This window comes from Streptomyces sp. NPDC057623, from assembly GCF_042800355.1.
Lineage (GTDB): Bacteria > Actinomycetota > Actinomycetes > Streptomycetales > Streptomycetaceae > Streptomyces.
Genome location: NZ_JBHVGZ010000007.1, coordinates 110,009 through 126,863, shown reverse-complemented (window position 1 = coordinate 126,863; position 16,855 = coordinate 110,009). Strand labels below are relative to the sequence as shown.

Annotated in this window: 14 protein-coding genes; 4 read left to right on the top strand and 10 right to left on the bottom strand. The window is 72.4% G+C overall.

Annotated elements, in window-relative coordinates:
- Positions 1–34: 34 nt before the first annotated feature.
- From ACFU95_RS10395 to ACFU95_RS10375, 5 genes are all read right to left on the bottom strand, one after another.
- On the bottom strand, positions 35–1,267 hold the full coding sequence (locus ACFU95_RS10395; protein ID WP_383824630.1) for a PP2C family protein-serine/threonine phosphatase: 1,233 nt from the start codon (positions 1,265–1,267) through the stop codon (positions 35–37).
- Between the two features lie 90 nt (positions 1,268–1,357).
- Positions 1,358–3,820, bottom strand: coding sequence for a SpoIIE family protein phosphatase (locus ACFU95_RS10390; RefSeq protein ID WP_383824626.1), 2,463 nt, complete (start codon positions 3,818–3,820; stop codon positions 1,358–1,360).
- Positions 3,821–4,113: 293 nt separating this feature from the next.
- On the bottom strand, positions 4,114–5,334 hold the full coding sequence (gene rocD / locus ACFU95_RS10385) for an ornithine--oxo-acid transaminase (protein ID WP_383824623.1): 1,221 nt from the start codon (positions 5,332–5,334) through the stop codon (positions 4,114–4,116).
- On the bottom strand, positions 5,331–6,152 hold the full coding sequence (ddaH, locus tag ACFU95_RS10380; protein WP_383824622.1) for a dimethylargininase: 822 nt from the start codon (positions 6,150–6,152) through the stop codon (positions 5,331–5,333). The genes rocD and ddaH overlap by 4 nt, the downstream gene beginning before the upstream one ends.
- A gap of 114 nt (positions 6,153–6,266) precedes the next feature.
- Positions 6,267–6,791 carry an Lrp/AsnC family transcriptional regulator gene (locus ACFU95_RS10375; protein ID WP_383824619.1) on the bottom strand — a complete coding sequence of 175 codons (525 nt, stop codon included), beginning with the start codon at positions 6,789–6,791 and terminating at the stop codon, positions 6,267–6,269.
- A gap of 89 nt (positions 6,792–6,880) precedes the next feature.
- Between ACFU95_RS10375 and ACFU95_RS10370 the strand changes: the two genes are divergently transcribed.
- From ACFU95_RS10370 to ACFU95_RS10355, 4 genes are read left to right on the top strand one after another with little or no spacing between them, the layout of a single operon-like run.
- Entirely contained in the window at positions 6,881–7,645 is a 765-nt protein-coding gene (locus ACFU95_RS10370; protein ID WP_383824616.1) for a LytR/AlgR family response regulator transcription factor, read from the top strand.
- A gap of 2 nt (positions 7,646–7,647) precedes the next feature.
- Positions 7,648–8,007 carry a hypothetical protein gene (locus ACFU95_RS10365; RefSeq protein WP_383824614.1) on the top strand — a complete coding sequence of 120 codons (360 nt, stop codon included), beginning with the start codon at positions 7,648–7,650 and terminating at the stop codon, positions 8,005–8,007.
- Positions 8,008–8,047: 40 nt separating this feature from the next.
- On the top strand, positions 8,048–9,760 hold the full coding sequence (locus tag ACFU95_RS10360) for a cation acetate symporter (protein WP_383824611.1): 1,713 nt from the start codon (positions 8,048–8,050) through the stop codon (positions 9,758–9,760).
- Positions 9,757–10,971, top strand: a complete 1,215-nt coding sequence (locus tag ACFU95_RS10355) for a sensor histidine kinase (protein ID WP_383824608.1) — start codon at positions 9,757–9,759, stop codon at positions 10,969–10,971. The genes ACFU95_RS10360 and ACFU95_RS10355 overlap by 4 nt, the downstream gene beginning before the upstream one ends.
- Positions 10,972–10,974: 3 nt before the next feature.
- Here the strand turns inward: ACFU95_RS10355 and ACFU95_RS10350 are convergent, their stop codons facing one another.
- The 5 genes from ACFU95_RS10350 to ACFU95_RS10330 form a co-directional block, all read right to left on the bottom strand.
- On the bottom strand, positions 10,975–11,154 hold the full coding sequence (locus tag ACFU95_RS10350) for a hypothetical protein (protein WP_383824605.1): 180 nt from the start codon (positions 11,152–11,154) through the stop codon (positions 10,975–10,977).
- Between the two features lie 13 nt (positions 11,155–11,167).
- The gene (locus tag ACFU95_RS10345) at positions 11,168–13,042 is read right to left on the bottom strand and encodes a protein kinase (protein ID WP_383824603.1); all 1,875 of its coding nucleotides are present in this window, start codon (positions 13,040–13,042) and stop codon (positions 11,168–11,170) included.
- Between the two features lie 37 nt (positions 13,043–13,079).
- The gene (locus ACFU95_RS10340; protein WP_383824601.1) at positions 13,080–14,534 is read right to left on the bottom strand and encodes a DUF6777 domain-containing protein; all 1,455 of its coding nucleotides are present in this window, start codon (positions 14,532–14,534) and stop codon (positions 13,080–13,082) included.
- Between the two features lie 69 nt (positions 14,535–14,603).
- Positions 14,604–15,554 carry a cytochrome c oxidase assembly protein gene (locus ACFU95_RS10335; RefSeq protein WP_383824598.1) on the bottom strand — a complete coding sequence of 317 codons (951 nt, stop codon included), beginning with the start codon at positions 15,552–15,554 and terminating at the stop codon, positions 14,604–14,606.
- 113 nt (positions 15,555–15,667) lie between these two features.
- A complete protein-coding gene (locus tag ACFU95_RS10330) occupies positions 15,668–16,693 on the bottom strand; it encodes a 6-phosphofructokinase (protein ID WP_383824595.1) in 1,026 nt (341 codons plus the stop codon).
- Positions 16,694–16,855 lie beyond the last annotated feature (162 nt).

Below are 16,855 nucleotides of genomic sequence, written 5' to 3'. Positions count from 1 at the left end.
CGAGCCGTCGCGTCTGCTCGTTGATCACGGCCTGTCACAGCCGCACGATGATCAGTGCCGTGTCGTCCGTCGCGCCTCCCGGCGGCAGCAACTCCAGCAGGACGGCGTCGGCGAGGCGCTCGGGGTCGGACGTGCGATGGCGGACCAGCGCCTCGGCGAGGCGGCCCAGTCCCGTGTCGATGTCCTCGCGGCGGCGTTCGATCAGGCCGTCGGTGTAGAGGACGAGCGTGGCGCCGCTGGTGTACGTGGTGACGGCCTGCGGTCGCGGGATCGGGTCGGGACGCGCGTCCAGCGGCGTGTCGGTGGCCCTGTCGAGGAACTCCACGCGGCCGTCGGGATGGACCAGGACGGGTGGCGGATGGCCCGCGCTGCTGTAGCTGATGGTGCGGGCGTCGAAGTCGATGAACGTCGTGACCACGGTGGCCGATTCGGCGCCGTCGACGACATGGGCGTACCGCCCCAGCACGTCGAGCGCGTGCGCCGGGCCGTCGGCGACACGCGAGGTGGCGCTGAGCGCGCTGCGCAGCTGGCCCATCACACCGGCCGCCACGAGGCCGTGACCGACCACGTCGCCCACGGAGACGCCGATGCGGTTGCCGCCCACCAGGTCGATCAGGTCGTACCAGTCGCCGCACACGTTCAGCGCGCCGACCGCGGGCCGGTAGCGCACGGCGGCCCGGTGGTTGTGCACCTGTCGGCGGGCGGGCAGCATCGCCTCTTGCAGGGCCAGGGCCACCTCGCGCTCACGGGCGTGCGCCTGCCGCAGCCGGTCGTTGAGCTCCTGCAGCTCGCGGGCTCGGGTGTACAGCTCGGCCTCCAGGACCCGCGCCCGGCTGTCGCCGCCCGCGCCGCCGCGCAGACGGATGAGCTCGGAGACCTCCTCCACCCGGTGCAGGACGTACTCCACCCGCCCGTCGGGGCCGCAGACGGGTGCGTTGATCGGGCTCCAGTAGCGCTCCTCCCAGCGGCCGGGGTGCAGGGGGTCCTCGACGTCGTAGCGCTGGAGCGCCATGGCGTCGCGCTCGCCGGTGGCCACCACGCGCAGCATCGACGCGCGGACGTCACGCATGCCGGTGGCGGTCGGGTCGTTGGGGTTGTCGGGGAAGACGTCGAAGATGTACCGGCCCACCAGTTGGTCGCGCGAGCGGCCGGACAGGCGCTGGAAGTCCTCGTTGGCGTCGACGTAGACCAGCTCCCGGGTCAGCAGCGCCACCATTCCGGGCAGGCGCTGGAACACCGCCTCGTAGTCGATCGCCTTCTCATCCATCGCTCTCCCGCCTCACCACCGGGATCTGACCAGTTTCCCACGCCCTATGGCATATCTACCGATCTACTACATCCGGCCCGACGCGGCAGGTCAGGGCGGAGGATCCGTCAGTGACTGCTCCGCCCAGATGATCTTCCCCTCGGGGACGAAGCGGGTGCCCCAGCGCTGGGTGACCTGGGCGACCAGCAGCAGCCCGCGTCCGCCCTCGTCGGTGGTGCGCGGATGGCGCAGGTGCGGGGCGGTGGCACCGCCGTCGAAGACCTCGCAGACCAGCGCGCGCTCCCTGATCAGCCGCAGCCGGATCGGTCCGTTGGAGTACCGGATCGCGTTGGTGACCAGCTCGCTGACGACCAGCTCCGTCGTGAAGGCCAGCTCCTGAAGGCCCCACTCCGTCAGCATCCGGGCGGCCGTCTTACGGGCGTCGGCGACCGCGGCCGGGTCGGAGGGCAGGTCCCAGTCGGCGACCTGCTCGGTGCCGAGCAGCCGGGTGCGCGCCATCAGCAGGGCCACGTCGTCGTGCGGGCGGGCCGGGGTCAGGGCGTCGACCACCGCCCGGCACTGGAGGTCGAGCGAGGTGGCGTGCAGCTCCAGCGCCCGCCGCAGCCGGTCCCGGTCGGCGTCCACCGCCCAGTCGGCTTCCTCGCGCGCCAGCAGCCCGTCGGTGTGCAGGGCGAGCGTGCTGCCCGCCGCCAGGGCCAGCTCGACCGACTCGTAGGGGGGACCGCCCACGCCGAGCGACGCGCCCTGGGGCAGATCGACGAAGGTGACCTCACCGTCGGGCAGCACGACGGCCGGCGCCGGATGGCCGGCGGCCGCCATGGTGCACTGCCCGTCGACCGGGTCGTAGACCACGTACACGCAGCCGGATCCCACGGACTGGGCGACAGCGGCCTCCTCCGCGTCCGCCTGGACGCCCTCCTCCCGGGCCGACCGCGCGACCAGGTCGTCGAGATGGGCCAGCACCTCCTCGGGCGGCAGGTCCAGCAGCGCGAGGGTGCGCACGGCGGTCCGCAGCCGCCCCATCGCCGCGGCGGCGTCGATGCCGTGTCCGGGCACCTCGCCCACCACCAGGGCGACGCGGGCGCCGGACAGCGGGATGACGTCGTACCAGTCGCCGCCGAGTCCGGTCAGCTCGTCGGCCGGCCGGTAGCAGGCGGACACCTCCAGCGCGTCCTGCTCGGGCAGCTGGTGCGGCAGCAGGCTGCGCTGGAGGACCAGCGCCGCGTCGCGCTCGCGGGTGTAGCGCCGGGCGTTGTCGACACACACCGCGGCCCGGGAGACGAGGTCCTCGGCCAGGTTCAGGTCGTCCTCCTCGAAGGGCTCCTGGCGGTTGCGCCGGAAGAAGGTGGTGAGACCCAGGGTGACGCCCCGCGCGCGGATCGGCACGATCATCACGCTGTGCAGGCCCAGTTCGAGGAAGATGGCGGCCCGGCCGCCGCGCGCGTGCTCGGCCCAGGCCTCGCCGAGCGGGTCCAGTCGCTCCTCGCGCCAGGACAGCGCCGTCCTGAGGCAGCGGATCGGAGGCGATCCCGCCGGATAGGTGACCACCTCGCCGATGGCGACGACGGCCTGCGGCACGCTCTCGGTGCCCGCGCGCTGCCCCGCGCGGCGCAGCGGCACCCGAGCCGTGTCGCCCAGCGGCCCGGCAGCGGGCTCCCCGCCCCCCAGCACCGACTCCAGCAGGTCCACGGTGACGAGGTCGGCGAGCCCCGGTACGGCCACGTCCGCCAGCTCCTGGGCGGTGTGCGTGATGTCGAGTGTGCGGCCGATGCGCTCACCGGCCCGGTCGAGCAGGGCGAGGCGCTGCCGGGCGCGGTGGCGGTCGGTGATGTCCTCCACCGTGTAGTAGACGCCCGTGGGGTGGCCGTGGCCGTCGTCGAGCCGGGTGAAGGACATCATGTGGGCGGTCTCGCGCAGGGGCGCGGAGCGTGCGTGGCCCACGTGCTCGTAGCCGACGATCGGTACGCCCGACGCCAGCACCTGGCGCATCTGCGACTCTATCGACGAGGAGTCCAGACCGGGCTGGATGTCCGCCAGCCGCAGACCGAGCCGGTGGCTCGGCGGGCCGCCGCCGTACTGGGCGAGGGCGTCGTTCGACCAGACGAAGCGCAGGTCCGTGTCGACGATGGCTATGCCGACGGGGGAGCGGGTGACCATCTGCTCCAGCGTGGCGCGGCTCATGTCCCAGCCGGGTGCGTCCGCGAGCTCCGACAGGAGCACGAGCCAGCGGGCGGGGCCCCGGGTGTCCAGGGCCGGCGTGATCCGCACCATGAGCCGGACCGGGGGGCCGTCCCGGTGCCGGGCGGTCAGCAGTCCGGTCCAGCCGCCGTCCCTGCGGCACCGCTCCAGCAGCTCCGGCACGCGCCCCGCGTCCTCGGTACCCAGCAACTCGGCGACGCTCCTGCCCACCGCCTCGGGGGCCGCGTACGCCAGCAGCCGCTGTGCGTCCCTGGTCCACCCCGCCACCAGGCCCTGCGCGTCGAGCAGCACAGGCGCGGCGTCCGCCACGTCGAACCCCTGCCCGGCAACGCCCCGCTCCTCGTGTGTGCCCACGGCCGACCTCTCTGTCGCTGAGAGCGGTCTACCACCTCTTGTCCCCATCTTCACCCTTCCGGTCACCACTGCCTCTTTGCGGGGGCCGGGCGTGTGCGGGGAGGTGGGGGAGGCCGGGTGGGGAGGGGCCGGTGGGCTGGGCGCGGTGGGCTGGGCGCGGGGGCTGGCAGGTGGCAGGTGGCAGGCGGCAGGCGGCGCAGGGCCGCTGGGCGTCGCCCGACCTCGACCTCGACCCCGGACCTCGACCTCGACCCCGACTCCGCCCCCTGCCCCAGTCCCCGCGCCCAGGCCCGCTACGCCGCCAGTACCTTCTCCAGCGCCCCCAAGGCCCCCGTCAGCTCCTCCGCCGTGATCGTCAGCGGGGGTGCCAGGCGGATCGTGGAGCCGTGGGTGTCCTTCACGAGGACGCCCTCGCGCATCAGCCGTTCGCCGATCTCCCGGCCCGTGCCGACCGCCGGGTCGATGTCGACGCCGGCCCACAGGCCCCGCGCGCGGAAGCCGACGACGCCCTGGCCTAGCAGCGCCGACAGGCCGCCCCGCAGGACCACGCCCAGCTCGGCGGCCCGGCGCTGGAACTCGCCCGTCTCCAGGAGTTCGACGACCGCCGTGCCGACCGCGGCGGCGAGCGGGTTGCCGCCGAACGTCGAACCGTGCTCGCCCGGCCGCAGCACCCCGAGCACGTCACGGCGGGCGACCACCGCGGACACCGGCACGATGCCGCCGCCCAGCGCCTTGCCGAGCAGCAGCATGTCCGGCACGACCGACTCGTGCTCGACGGCGAGCGTGCGTCCCGTGCGGCCGAGGCCCGACTGGATCTCGTCCGCGATGAACAGGCAACCCTTGCGACGGGTGAGTTCGCGGACGCCGGCCAGGTAGCCCTCGTCGGGGATGAGGACCCCGGCCTCGCCCTGGATCGGCTCCAGCAGCACGGCCGCCGTCGTCTCGTCGACCGCCGCCTCCAGCGCCGGCAGGTCGTTGTACGGCACGATCCGGAAGCCCGGCGTGAACGGGCCGAAGCCCTGCCGCGCGCTCTCGTCCGTCGAGAACGACACGATCGTCGTCGTACGGCCGTGGAAGTTATCGGCCGCCACCACGATCGTCGCCCGGTCGGCCGGGACGCCCTTCACCTCGTACGCCCATTTGCGGGCCACCTTGATGCCGCTCTCCACCGCCTCGGCGCCCGTGTTCATCGGCAGCACCATGTCCAGGCCGGTCAGCAGCGCCAGCCGTTCGGCGAACTCCGCGAGCCGGTCGTTGTGGAAGGCCCGGGAGGTCAGGGTCAGGCGGTCGAGCTGCGCGTGCGCCGCCTCGATCAGCGCCGGATGGCGGTGGCCGAAGTTCAGCGCCGAGTAGCCGGCCAGCATGTCGAGGTAGCGGCGGCCCTCCACGTCCTCCACCCAGGTGCCCTCGGCGTGGGCCACGACCACGGGCAGCGGGTGGTAGTTGTGCGCCAGGACCGGCTCCTCGGCGCGGATCAGATCGGCGGACGAACGGGTCTGCGCGGGCGCGGTCATGAGCGGATCTCCTGAGTGCAGCACTTGATGCCGCCGCCGGCCTTGCGGAACTCCGACAGGTCGACGGGGACGGGGACATAGCCGCGCTCGTCCAGGCGCGCGGCGAGCGCCTCGGCCTGCGGCGCGATGAAGACGTGACGGCCGTCGGACACGGAGTTCAGGCCGAAGGCGGTCGCGTCGTCACGGGTGGCGAGCACCGCGTCCGGGTACAGCCGCGCGAGCACCTCGCGGCTGCCGGCTGAGAACGCCTCCGGGTAGTACACGATATTTCCGTCGTGCCCGCCGTCGAGCACGAACAGCGCCGTGTCCAGGTGGTAGAAGTACGGATCCACCAGCGTCAGGCTGATCACCGGGTGACCGAAGAACTCCTGCACCTCGCGGTGCGCCTCCCGGGTCGTACGGAATCCGGTGCCGGCGAGCACGTAGCGGCCCGTCCAGACCAGATCGCCCTCGCCCTCGCAGACGGACTCGGGCCGGTACACGTCGAAGCCCGCCGTCTTGAACCAGGTGTCGTAGTGCGTGGACTCCGGGCGGCGTTCGGGCGCGTGGAAGAGGGAGCCGAAGACGCGGCCGCCGACGACGACCGCGGAGTTCGCGGCGAAGACCATGTCGGGGAGACCGGTGACCGGCTCCATGGTGTCGACGGTGTGGCCGTGGGAGCGGTAGGCGCGGATCAGCGACTGCCACTGCTGCTGGGCCAGATCGACGTCCACCCGGACGTCGGGCTGCATCCAGGGGTTGATCGCGTACTGCACGGCGAAATGTCTGGGTTCGCAGACGAGGAAGCGCCGTCGGCGCTGCACACGGGTTTCGGGCACAGAGGGGTTCCTCCGCTTCCTACGGTGTTGATGAGGAATGACACCAAGGTAAGAAAGCGCGCCGACGAGCGACAAGGAACGGGAAGTGCGTGTTCACGCAGGAATGCTGCGTCTTCAGTCCACTCGGCGCACGTCTGCTGCGTCGCTCGGGGCGGCCGTCGGGACGGGCTGGCTGGCGCCCGCCTCCGGACTCTCCGGGAGGAGGTGGGACAGCACCATCACGCTGATCGTCTTGCGGATGAACGGCTCGACCCGGATGCGCTCCAGCACCTCCTCGAAGTGCTCCACGTCCCGCGCCCGCACATGCAGCAGCGCGTCCGCGCCCCCGGTCACCGTCATCGCCGCGGTGATCTCCGGATGGTTGCGGACCACCTCCGCGAGCCGCCGCGGCGGGGCGGCGCCCTCGCAGTACACCTCGACGTACGCCTCTGTCCGCCAGCCAAGCGCCGACGGCTTGACCGTCGCCGTGAACCCGGTGATCACGCCCGTGTCGCGCAGCCGGTCCACGCGCCGCTTCACCGCCGTCGAGGAGAGTCCGACGCTCGTGCCGATCTCGGCGAAGCTCGTCCTGGCGTTCGCCATGAGAGCGGTGATGATCTTCCGGTCGAGTTCGTCGAAGGACGCCGCGCCGCTGTTCATGAGGGCACTGTAAGCGGCCCGCTACCCAGCGCGAACCCGCAGCCTGAGCACGTGTCCAAGCGTGCGAATTACTCCTACACTCCGGGTTCATGCTGCGTGCCCTGGCTGTCGACGACGAACGCCCCTCGCTGGAGGAGCTGCTCTACCTCCTGAACGCCGACCCCCGCATCGGCAGCGCGGAGGGCGCCGGCGACGCCACCGAAGCGCTGCGCCGCATCAACCGCGCCCTGGAATCGGGGCCGGGCGGGCCCGAGGCGGTCGACGTCGTCTTCCTCGACATCAACATGCCCGGCCTGGACGGACTGGACCTGGCCCGGCTGCTGACCGGGTTCGCCAAGCCACCGCTGGTCGTGTTCGTCACCGCCCACGAGGACTTCGCCGTCCAGGCCTTCGACCTCAAGGCCGTCGACTACGTCCTCAAACCCGTCCGCAAGGAACGGCTCGCCGAGGCGGTCCGGCGCGCCGTCGAACTGCGCGCCGCCGCCCAGCGCGAGGCCACGCCCCGCATACCGGTGAGCGAGCCCGACCCCGACCACATACCCGTGGAGCTCGGCGGCGTGACCCGCTTCGTCGCGGTCGACGACATCACCCATGTCGAGGCCCAGGGCGACTACGCCCGGCTGCACACCGACAAGGGCAGCCACCTCGTCCGCATCCCCCTGTCGACCCTGGAGGAGCGCTGGCGCTCCCGCGGCTTCGTCCGCATCCACCGCCGCCATCTCGTCGCCCTGCGCCACATCGGCGAACTCCGGCTGGACGCGGGATCCGTCAGCGTCATGGTCGGCGCCGAGGAACTCCAGGTCAGCCGGCGCCACGCGCGCGAGCTGCGGGACCTGCTCATGCGGAGGTCGTGACGATGCCCCAGAACCCCGCCGAACGCCGCGTCGTCGTCACCGGTCCGCCCCGGCAGACCCGCCGCGTCTCCGGCTACTACCGCCCGCGCACCGAGATCGACGAGCAGACCACCCTCGGCCACACCTACGTCCGCTCCCTGATGCGCACCCAACTGCGCACCGCCCTCGCCGTGTTCGCCGTCCTCGGCCTGCTCGTCGGCCCGCTGCCCCTGCTCTTCGCGGCGATGCCGGACGCCCGCCCCCTGGTCTGGGCGATCCTCGGCTTCGGCCTCTACGCCCCGTTGGTCCTGCTGGCCCGCTGGTTCGTACGCCGGGCCGAGCGCAACGAACGGGACTTCATCCGGCTCGTCGAAGACCGCTGAGCCCAAGAGACCGACTGAGCCCGAAAGAACCGATGCGGTCGTGAACTCCAGCTACGCCGTCCCCGCCGTCGCCCTCGTCGTCCTGGCGACCGTCCTCGTCGGCGCCTTCGGCCTGCGCATCTCCCGCACCACCTCCGACTTCTACGTCGCCTCCCGCACCGTCGGCCCCCGCCTCAACGCCGCCGCGATCAGCGGCGAGTACCTCTCCGCCGCCTCCTTCCTCGGCATCGCGGGCCTGGTCCTCGTTCAGGGCCCCGACATGCTCTGGTACCCGGTCGGCTACACCGCCGGATACCTGGTGCTGCTGCTGTTCGTCGCGGCCCCGCTGCGCCGCTCGGGCGCCTACACCCTCCCCGACTTCGCCGAGGCCCGCCTCTCCTCGCAGGCGGTACGGCGGCTCGCGGGCGCCTTCGTCGTCGGCACCGGCTGGCTGTACCTGCTGCCCCAACTCCAGGGCGCAGGGCTGACGTTGACTGTCCTGACGAACGCACCCGACTGGCTCGGCGGAGTGATCGTCGCCGTCGTCGTGGTCGCGATCGTCGCCGCCGGCGGCATGCGCAGCATCACCTTCGTGCAGGCCTTCCAGTACTGGCTCAAACTCACCGCCCTGCTCGTCCCCGCCCTCTTCCTCATCCTCGCCTGGCAGGGCGACGGCGCCCCCAGCCACGCCTTCGACGAGCCGGCGACGTTCCGCGAACAGAGCGCCGTCCGCGTCGACGACACCCTCGACCTGAAACTCGACCGCCCGCTGACCGTCACCGTGAACGGCACCGTCGACGGCCGCACGCACGAGGACGACAAGGTCCGGCTCCCCGCCGGCACCCACCACATCGAGTCCGGCACCCGGCTCACCTTCGACAAGGGCGCCCCCGTCCCCGACCCCGACCGCGGCAGCAGCGGCAGCCTGTCGCCCTCGCAGGCCGAGAACCGCGGCGAACGCCCGCTGTACGCCACGTACGGACTGATCCTCGCCACCTTCCTCGGCACCATGGGCCTGCCGCACGTCGTCGTCCGCTTCTACACCAGCCCGCACGGCGTCGCCGCCCGCCGCACCACCGTCGCCGTGCTCGGCCTGATCGGCGCCTTCTACCTGCTGCCCCCGGTCTACGGCGCCCTCGGCCGCCTCTACGCCCCCGAACTCACCCTCTCCGGAGACGCGGACGCCGCCGTCCTGCTGCTGCCCGAGCGGATGATCGGCGGCCTCGGCGGCGACCTGCTCGGCGCGCTGGTCGCGGGCGGCGCGTTCGCCGCGTTCCTGTCGACGGCGTCGGGCCTGACCATGGCCGTCGCGGGCGTGCTCACCCAGGACGTCCTCCCCTCCCGGGGCGTACGGCACTTCCGGCTCGGCACGGTCCTCGCCATGGCCGTCCCGCTGGCCGCGAGCGCCCTGGTCGGCGGGCTGCCCGTCGCCGACGCGGTGGGCCTCGCCTTCGCCGTGTCGGCGTCCTCCTTCTGTCCGCTGCTCGTGCTCGGCATCTGGTGGCGACGGCTGACCCCGCCCGGCGCGGCCGCAGGGATGCTGGTGGGCGGCGGCTCCGCGCTGCTCGCCGTCGCGGCGACGATGGCGGGCTTCCCGGGCTCCGGCGCCCTGCACGCGCTGCTCGCCTGGCCCGCGCTCTGGTCGGTGCCGCTGGGCTTCCTCACCATGATCCTGGTGTCCTTGGCCACCCCGGGCCGGGTCCCGGCCGGGACGGCGGCGATCCTGGCCCGGTTCCATCTGCCGGAGGAACTGCGGGCTGAGGTGAAGGCATGAGCGGATTCATCGCGGGCCTGTGCGTGGCGATCCTCCCGCTGCTCGCCGCCGGTTTCTGGCTCGGCCGGCGCACCGCGCGCCCCCAGCACCAGGGCGGCCTCGGCACCCCCGTCGAGCACGCCACCTTCGAGACGCTCCACACCGCCTCGCTCGCCGCGCCCCCGCTGCGCGCGGGCCTCACCGAGGAGACCGCCCGCAAGTCGGCCCGCAGACTCCGCTCGCTGCTCGGCACGGACGCCCTGTGCCTGACCGACCAGAAGGACGTCCTGGTCTGGGACGGGGTCGGCGGACACCACCGTACGGAGATCATGGAACTCCTCGCCGGGCCCCTGGAGTCGGGCCGCGGCGAGGCATTCCCGCTCACCTGCGGCGCCCCCGACTGCCCGGTGCGCTGGGCCGTGGTCGCCCCGCTCACCGTCGACGACCGGGTCCACGGAGCCCTCGTCGCCTGCGCGCCCCGTGAGTCGGCGGTCCTCGTACGGGCGGCCGGCGAGGTGGCCCGCTGGGTCTCCGTCCAGCTGGAACTGGCCGACCTCGACCAGTCCCGCACCCGCCTGATCGAGGCCGAGATCAAGGCGCTCAGGGCCCAGATCTCCCCGCACTTCATCTTCAACTCGCTCGCCGTGATCGCCTCGTTCGTGCGCACCGACCCCGAGCGCGCCCGCGAACTGCTCCTGGAGTTCGCCGACTTCACCCGCTACTCCTTCCGCAGGCACGGCGACTTCACCACCCTCGCCGACGAACTCCACGCCATCGACCACTACTTGGCGCTGGTCCGGGCACGCTTCGGCGACCGCCTCTCCGTCACCCTCCAGATCGCCCCCGAGGTGCTGCCGGTGGCCCTGCCCTTCCTCTGCCTCCAGCCGCTCGTCGAGAACGCCGTCAAGCACGGCCTGGAGGGCAGGACGGCGCTCCCCGGCAAGAGCCGCATCAGCATCACCGCACAGGACGCGGGCGCCGAGGCCCTCGTCGTCATCGAGGACGACGGCGCCGGCATGGACCCCGTCCTGCTGCGCCGCATCCTCGCGGGCGAGGTCAGCCCGTCGGGCGGCATCGGCCTGTCCAACGTCGACGACCGGCTCCGGCAGGTGTACGGCGATGCCTACGGCCTCGTCATCGAGACCGCCCCGGGAGCGGGCATGAAGATCACCGCCCGGCTGCCGAAGTACCAGCCGGGCGTGCACTCCGCGGGGCGGCTCACCCGGGAGTGAGGCTCAGGTGCTGCGGCTGGCGACCAACCCCAGGGTGATCAGCCCCAGCACCACCCACCCGAACCACAGCCAGCCGTTGCTCCCGAGCGCCACCGTGTAGGCCGTCACCACGACGAGACCGCCGAGGGTGACCACCCCCATCGCCTTCGTAGAACCGTCCGTGGAACCGCTAGAACCGGGCATCGCAACACCCTCCTCAGGGTTCGTCCCCCTCCATGGTGCCCCCGTTCTGCCTCCGGACGGTGCACACGGCGAAATGAGTCCCGTTCTTCCAGGCTCCCTCGCTCGTCCAGGAGCCCGCCGTGTACACGGAAGGGTCGAAGCCGTAGTCGCGCGGCGGCACCTCCCGGGCGCACGCCGTGTCCGACTCGGTGCGTGCCTCGGACAGGGTGACGTCGGCGCCCAGCCGGGTGAACCCGAGCACCTGCTCGTCGTGCGGGTCCGCACAGGGCACCAGGCGGGCGTCCCGGCGTGAGCGAACCCGCAGACAGTCCCGCCGCTGCATGGTCGCCGTGTCGGCGAACGCCGCCCCCTCCTGCCGGTGCCGGTCCAGCGGCCCGTACACCGGCCCGTTCGCGCCCAGCACCAGACAGGCCGTGCGTCGCCCGGCCGCCTCGAACGCCGCCTCGGTCGGTACGACGGCGAGGCCGCGCACGTCGGCGAGCCGCTCGCGCACCTCCTCCGTCCGCTCCTCGCACGCGGCCGGCCCCTCCTGACGCGCCTCGGCGGCCGACGCGGCGGTGACGAACGCCATCACCTGCCCGTCGGGCGCCTGCTCCCGGCAGCTGGGATCCAGACTCAGCCGGGGCGTGCCCTGGAAGGCGGTCGCGCCGGGCCAGTCGGCGAGCACACAGTCACCGTCCCTCAGCGGAGCACCGAGCCCGACGACGTCACCGTACGGCCGTCCCGTCCCGCCCGGGTCCGACTCCCGGGCCATGGCGTACCAGACACCGGCCCCCGCCAGGGCCAGCCCGAGGAGGCCGGCGAGGACCGCGTGGAGGATACGGGGCCGACGCGGCCCGCCGGGCATCTCGGGCAGGACGGGCAGGTCGGGCGGCGAACCGAAGCCCTGTGCGCCGCGGGGCCGGTCGGACACGGGCCGGGAGGAGCCGAACCCCGCCGCCTCGGGCGCGGGCCCCGGCGGCGCCCCACCCCAGTGCGGCTGCGAACCGAGGTCGGTCCGGGTCCGCGCGTACGCGTCGACCTCCGGCGTGACGATCCGCGACAGGGCCGCCTCCGCCTCCGCCGCGGACATCCGCCGGGCCGGATCCTTCTCCAGCAGGGCCCGCACCACGGGCCCCAGCGCCCCGGCCCGTACGGCCGGCCGGGGTTCCTCCGTGACCACCGCGGTGAGCTCCGCCAGATGCGACTCGCGGTCGAAGGGACCCCGGCCCTCGACGGCCTGGTACAGCGTGCAGCCCAGCGAGAACAGATCCGTGGCCGGCGTGGGCGCCCCGCCCGTGACCCGCTCCGGCGCCAGATAGCCCGCCGTACCCACGAGCACCGACGCCAGTGTGTACCGCGTCTCCCCGGCGTCCGGCTGCACCGAGATGCCGTAGTCGGTGAGCAGCACACGGCCGTGCGGCGCCCCGGTGCGGTCCGGCGCCAGCAGGATGTTCGCCGGTTTCACGTCCCGGTGCATGACGCCCCGCTCGTGTCCGGCCGTGAGCGCGTCGAGCACGGCGAGCCCGACGCGGGCGCACTCCGCGGGCGCGGGCGGACCGTGCTGGACGATGAGGTCGCGCAGGTTGACGGCGCCTGCCACGTACTCCATGACGATCCATGGCAGGCCCTCGTGCTCCAGCACGTCGTGCACGGTCACCACATGCGGATGCCCGCGCAGCCCTGCCGCGTGCCGGGCCTCGGCACGGGCCCGGGCCACCCTGGCCTCGCGCTCGTCGGCCTCGGCCGGATCACGGAACACGATCTCCTTCAGCGCGACCTCGCAGGCGAGTCTCTGGTCGTGGGCGAGCCAGACATGGCCCATACCGCCGCTGCCGAGCCGGTTCAGCAGCAGATAGCGGCCGGCGATGACCCGGCCCACTCCCGACGTCGGTGTTCCTGAAGGCATCCGGTGACTCCCGGGTCTGCGGTGCGCTGCGTGGTCGCTAGGCGGTCGTGCTCGTGGCGGGTGGCGGACTCGTCCTGGGCGGCGGCGCTCCGCTGGTCACCGGGGCGCTGGTCGGGGGCGTGCTCGCGGTCACCGGTGGCGAACCGGTCACGGGCGGGGGCGGGGGCGGGGGCGGGGAGCTGGACGCGGGGTCGCCCTTGGTCGACGAGGGCGACGCGGAGGCGGGCGGCGGGCCGGAGGAGGGCGGGGCGGACGACGGGGGGCGCGCGGACGGCGGCCCGCTCGTGGGACCGGGGCCGCTGGGACCGGGACTGCCGGGTGGGGAGGACGACGAGGACGGCGGAGCCGAGCTGGACGGCGGGGACGAAGAGGGTACAGAGGGTGAAGCGGGCGAGGAGGGCGAGGAGGGTGAGGAGGACGAGGGCGTCGGTGGCGTCGAGGCCGGCGCATCCGGTGTCGACCCGGACGACCCCGAGCCCGGGGCAGTGGACGCCGACCCGTCCGGCGAGCCACCGGAGGTCCCCCCGGCCACGCTCAACGTCACGTACTCCCCGAATCGCAGCCTGCTCCCGGCGGGCGGATCAGACGCCGTGACCCGGGCGTCCTCCGGCGGCAGCCCGCGGCCGTCGAAGGCGACCGCCAGCCCCTCGTCGGCCAGCCGCCGGCTCGCCTGTCCGAACGTCTCCCCGGTGAGCCTCGGCACCGCACGCCGCTCACGTGCGTCGAACGTCGTGTCGTCCTCGCCGGTGGTGCCGACGGGGCGGGCGATGCCGCGGTCGGGTTCATGGACATCGACGAGCGCGAGCCGCTCCACCTTCCGCGTCGCGGGCCGCACGGCCACCACGGACGCCTTCTCGTAGCCCTTCCACTCCTCGTTGCGGTCGTCGAAGTCGACCTTTATGCGGGTCGTGTCACCCTCGAAGGGCCGCAGCGGATTTCCGCACGAGCACTTCACCGCGGGAAGTCCCTGCGCGTCGACAAGAATCGCGATTCCCGTCTGGAGCAGCGCGTTGAAGGGGACGGCCTTTTCTTTCCTGTAGTCATGGTTCTTCACGAGAGTGTCGTGACGCAGGAGAACCGGTGTGAGCCGGCCGAGATAATCCGGAATCCCGGTCCTCGGAATGGAGAGCGCGGCTGCCCACGCCTGTGCCTTGCGCCCGTGGGCGGGATCGGTGAGGAACTCCTCCAAGCGCCGGACATCACAGATCGTCGGCTGCTTCGAACCGCCGTACAGCCCAGGTGTGTCCCCCTGCTGCAGGCCACCGGGCGCCGTCCGCGCCCTGACCTGCTGGTCTCTCCCCAGACCCTGACTCTCGTCGAAGAAGGGCGCGAGCGACGGAACTCCCGCGGCCACCGCTTTCACCGCCCACCACGGCGCGTCCCGGTCGCAGCCGCTGAGGGCCAGTACGAAGACCAACAGGACGGCGATCCTCCGAATCACCGACTGCGTCGCAGTTTTCCCGGCCCTGTGCACGAACACGCGAAGCGCCATTACCGCTCCCCCCGGTGCGGTTCCCCCGACGCGCTTCATGCTACTGAAAGGCGCGGCCTTTCGGTTTCCTCAGTTTCCGCGTGCGTTCAATGAGGCCAAATAGGCGTTGTAAGCCTCGAGTTCCTTGTCGCCGTCCCGGTCGGCGGCCCGGTCCTTGCGCCGGGCCTGCCGCTGCTCCGATCGGTACCACTGGAACAGCAGGGCGATCAGCACCAGCACGGACGGAATCTCGCTGAACGCCCAGGCGATGCCGCCGGCCGCGTTCTGGTCGGAGAGCGCCTCGATACCGAGCGAGGCGGGCGGGTTCTTGAACGTCTCGACCATGGGCTCCGACGCCATCATCAACGCGATACCGAAGAACGCGTGGAACGGCATCCCCGCGAACAGCTCCAGCATCCGCATCAGATACCCCGGCCGGTGCGGGCCGGGATCCACGCCGATGATCGGCCAGAAGAACACCACACCCACGGCGAGGAAGTGCACCATCATCGCGATGTGCCCCGTCTTGGAGCCCATCAGGAAGTCGAAGAGCGACGTGAAGTACAGGGCGTACAGGCTGGCGATGAACAGCGGGATCGTGAACGCCGGATGCGTGATGATCCGCATGTACCGGCTGTGCAGCAGGGCCAACAGCAGTTCGCGCGGCCCCTTGCGCCCGCGTCCCGCCGGCGGCATCGCCCGTAGCGCCAGTGTCATCGGGGCGCCGAGCAGGAGCAGGATCGGCGACAGCATGCTGATCACCATGTGCTGCACCATGTGCACGCTGAACATGACCATGCCGTAGTCGTTCAGGCCGGTACACATGACGAGCATCACGGACAGCACACCGATGACGTACGAGACGGTCCGCCCCACGGGCCACTTGTCCCCGCGTCGCGCGAGCCGCACGACCCCCCACCCGTACAGGGCGAGCCCCACCAGGCAGGCGACGAGGAAGAACGGGTCGGCCGACCACTGAAGACCCCGCCCCAGCGTGAACGGCGGCAGATCCATGGTCATGCCGTGCCCGCTGTGATCCATTCCGGCGGCTCCTGATTCGTGGGGGTTGTGCAAGTCTGTCCGCACACAGACTAGAACCGCCCCCGGCCGCAGCTGCGGCCGGGGGCAGACTCGTCAGTCCTGTACGACGCGGTCTAGAGGACGCACTCCGCTTCCTCGTACCGCTCCGCGGGAACCGTCTTCAGGGTCTCCACGGCCTCCGCGAGCGGCACCATCACGATGTCCGTGCCCCGCAGCGCCGTCATGTGACCGAACTCCCCGCGGTGCACGGCCTCCACCGCGTGCCACCCGAACCGGGTCGCCAGCACCCGGTCGTAGGCGGTGGGCGTACCGCCCCGCTGCACATGCCCCAGGATGACCGGGCGGGCCTCCTTGCCCAGCCGCTGCTCCAGCTCGATCGACAGCTGGCGCGCGATCCCGGCGAAGCGCTCGTGGCCGTAGATGTCCTTGCCGCCCTCGTCGAACTCCATGGAGCCGGGCAGTGGCTTGGCCCCCTCGGCCGCCACGACGATCGCGAAGCGCTTGCCGGCGTCGAACCGCGCACCGACCCGCCGGGCCAGCTCCTCGATGTCGAAGGGCCGCTCCGGTACGACGATGGCGTGCGCGCCGGCCGCCATGCCGGAGTGCAGCGCGATCCAGCCGGTGTGGCGCCCCATGACCTCGACGACCAGCACCCGCTGGTGGGACTCGGCGGTGGTCTTGAGCCGGTCCAGGGCCTCGGTCGCCACACCCACGGCCGTGTCGAAACCGAAGGTCACGTCGGTGACCGCGATGTCGTTGTCGATGGTCTTCGGCACGCCCACGACAGGAAGGCCGGCGTCCGACATCAGCCGGGCCGCCTTCAGCGTGCCCTCGCCGCCGATCGGGATGATCGCGTCGAGGCCGAGCTCCGCCACGTGCCCCTTGGCCCGCTCCACCCCGTCCCGCAGATGGGAGGGCTGGACCCGGGAGGAACCGAGGATCGTGCCGCCGCGGGCGAGGATGCCACCCACCGCGTCGAGGTCGAGCTTGAGGTAGTCGCACTCCAGGAGGCCCTTCCAGCCGTCCCGGAAGCCGATGACCTCGTCGCCGTGGTCGACGACGGCGCGGTGCACGACGGACCGGATGACGGCGTTCAGGCCGGGGCAGTCGCCGCCGGACGTGAGGACACCAATGCGCATAGCCCGGAATACCTTCTCAACGTGGGCCGGGACCGGACCACGTTGTCCGGCTCGAATCCCCGCCACCCTAGCGGCATCAGGGGGCGGGGCCGAACCGTGCGTCCGCCTGCTGGACGACCCCGCTCACCTGTGCGGACGGGCCGTCAGACGGGCTGGTGACAG

Coding starts and splice junctions, on each gene's coding strand:
- ACFU95_RS10395 (WP_383824630.1), bottom strand. CDS start 1,267: ATGGATGAGAAGGCGATCGACTACGAGGCGGTGTTCCAGCGCCTGCCC.
- rocD (WP_383824623.1), bottom strand. CDS start 5,334: ATGACCGCGCCCGCGCAGACCCGTTCGTCCGCCGATCTGATCCGCGCC.
- ACFU95_RS10375 (WP_383824619.1), bottom strand. CDS start 6,791: ATGAACAGCGGCGCGGCGTCCTTCGACGAACTCGACCGGAAGATCATC.
- ACFU95_RS10370 (WP_383824616.1), top strand. CDS start 6,881: ATGCTGCGTGCCCTGGCTGTCGACGACGAACGCCCCTCGCTGGAGGAG.
- ACFU95_RS10365 (WP_383824614.1), top strand. CDS start 7,648: ATGCCCCAGAACCCCGCCGAACGCCGCGTCGTCGTCACCGGTCCGCCC.
- ACFU95_RS10355 (WP_383824608.1), top strand. CDS start 9,757: ATGAGCGGATTCATCGCGGGCCTGTGCGTGGCGATCCTCCCGCTGCTC.
- ACFU95_RS10350 (WP_383824605.1), bottom strand. CDS start 11,154: ATGCCCGGTTCTAGCGGTTCCACGGACGGTTCTACGAAGGCGATGGGG.
- ACFU95_RS10345 (WP_383824603.1), bottom strand. CDS start 13,042: ATGCCTTCAGGAACACCGACGTCGGGAGTGGGCCGGGTCATCGCCGGC.
- ACFU95_RS10340 (WP_383824601.1), bottom strand. CDS start 14,534: ATGGCGCTTCGCGTGTTCGTGCACAGGGCCGGGAAAACTGCGACGCAG.
- ACFU95_RS10335 (WP_383824598.1), bottom strand. CDS start 15,554: ATGGATCACAGCGGGCACGGCATGACCATGGATCTGCCGCCGTTCACG.
- ACFU95_RS10330 (WP_383824595.1), bottom strand. CDS start 16,693: ATGCGCATTGGTGTCCTCACGTCCGGCGGCGACTGCCCCGGCCTGAAC.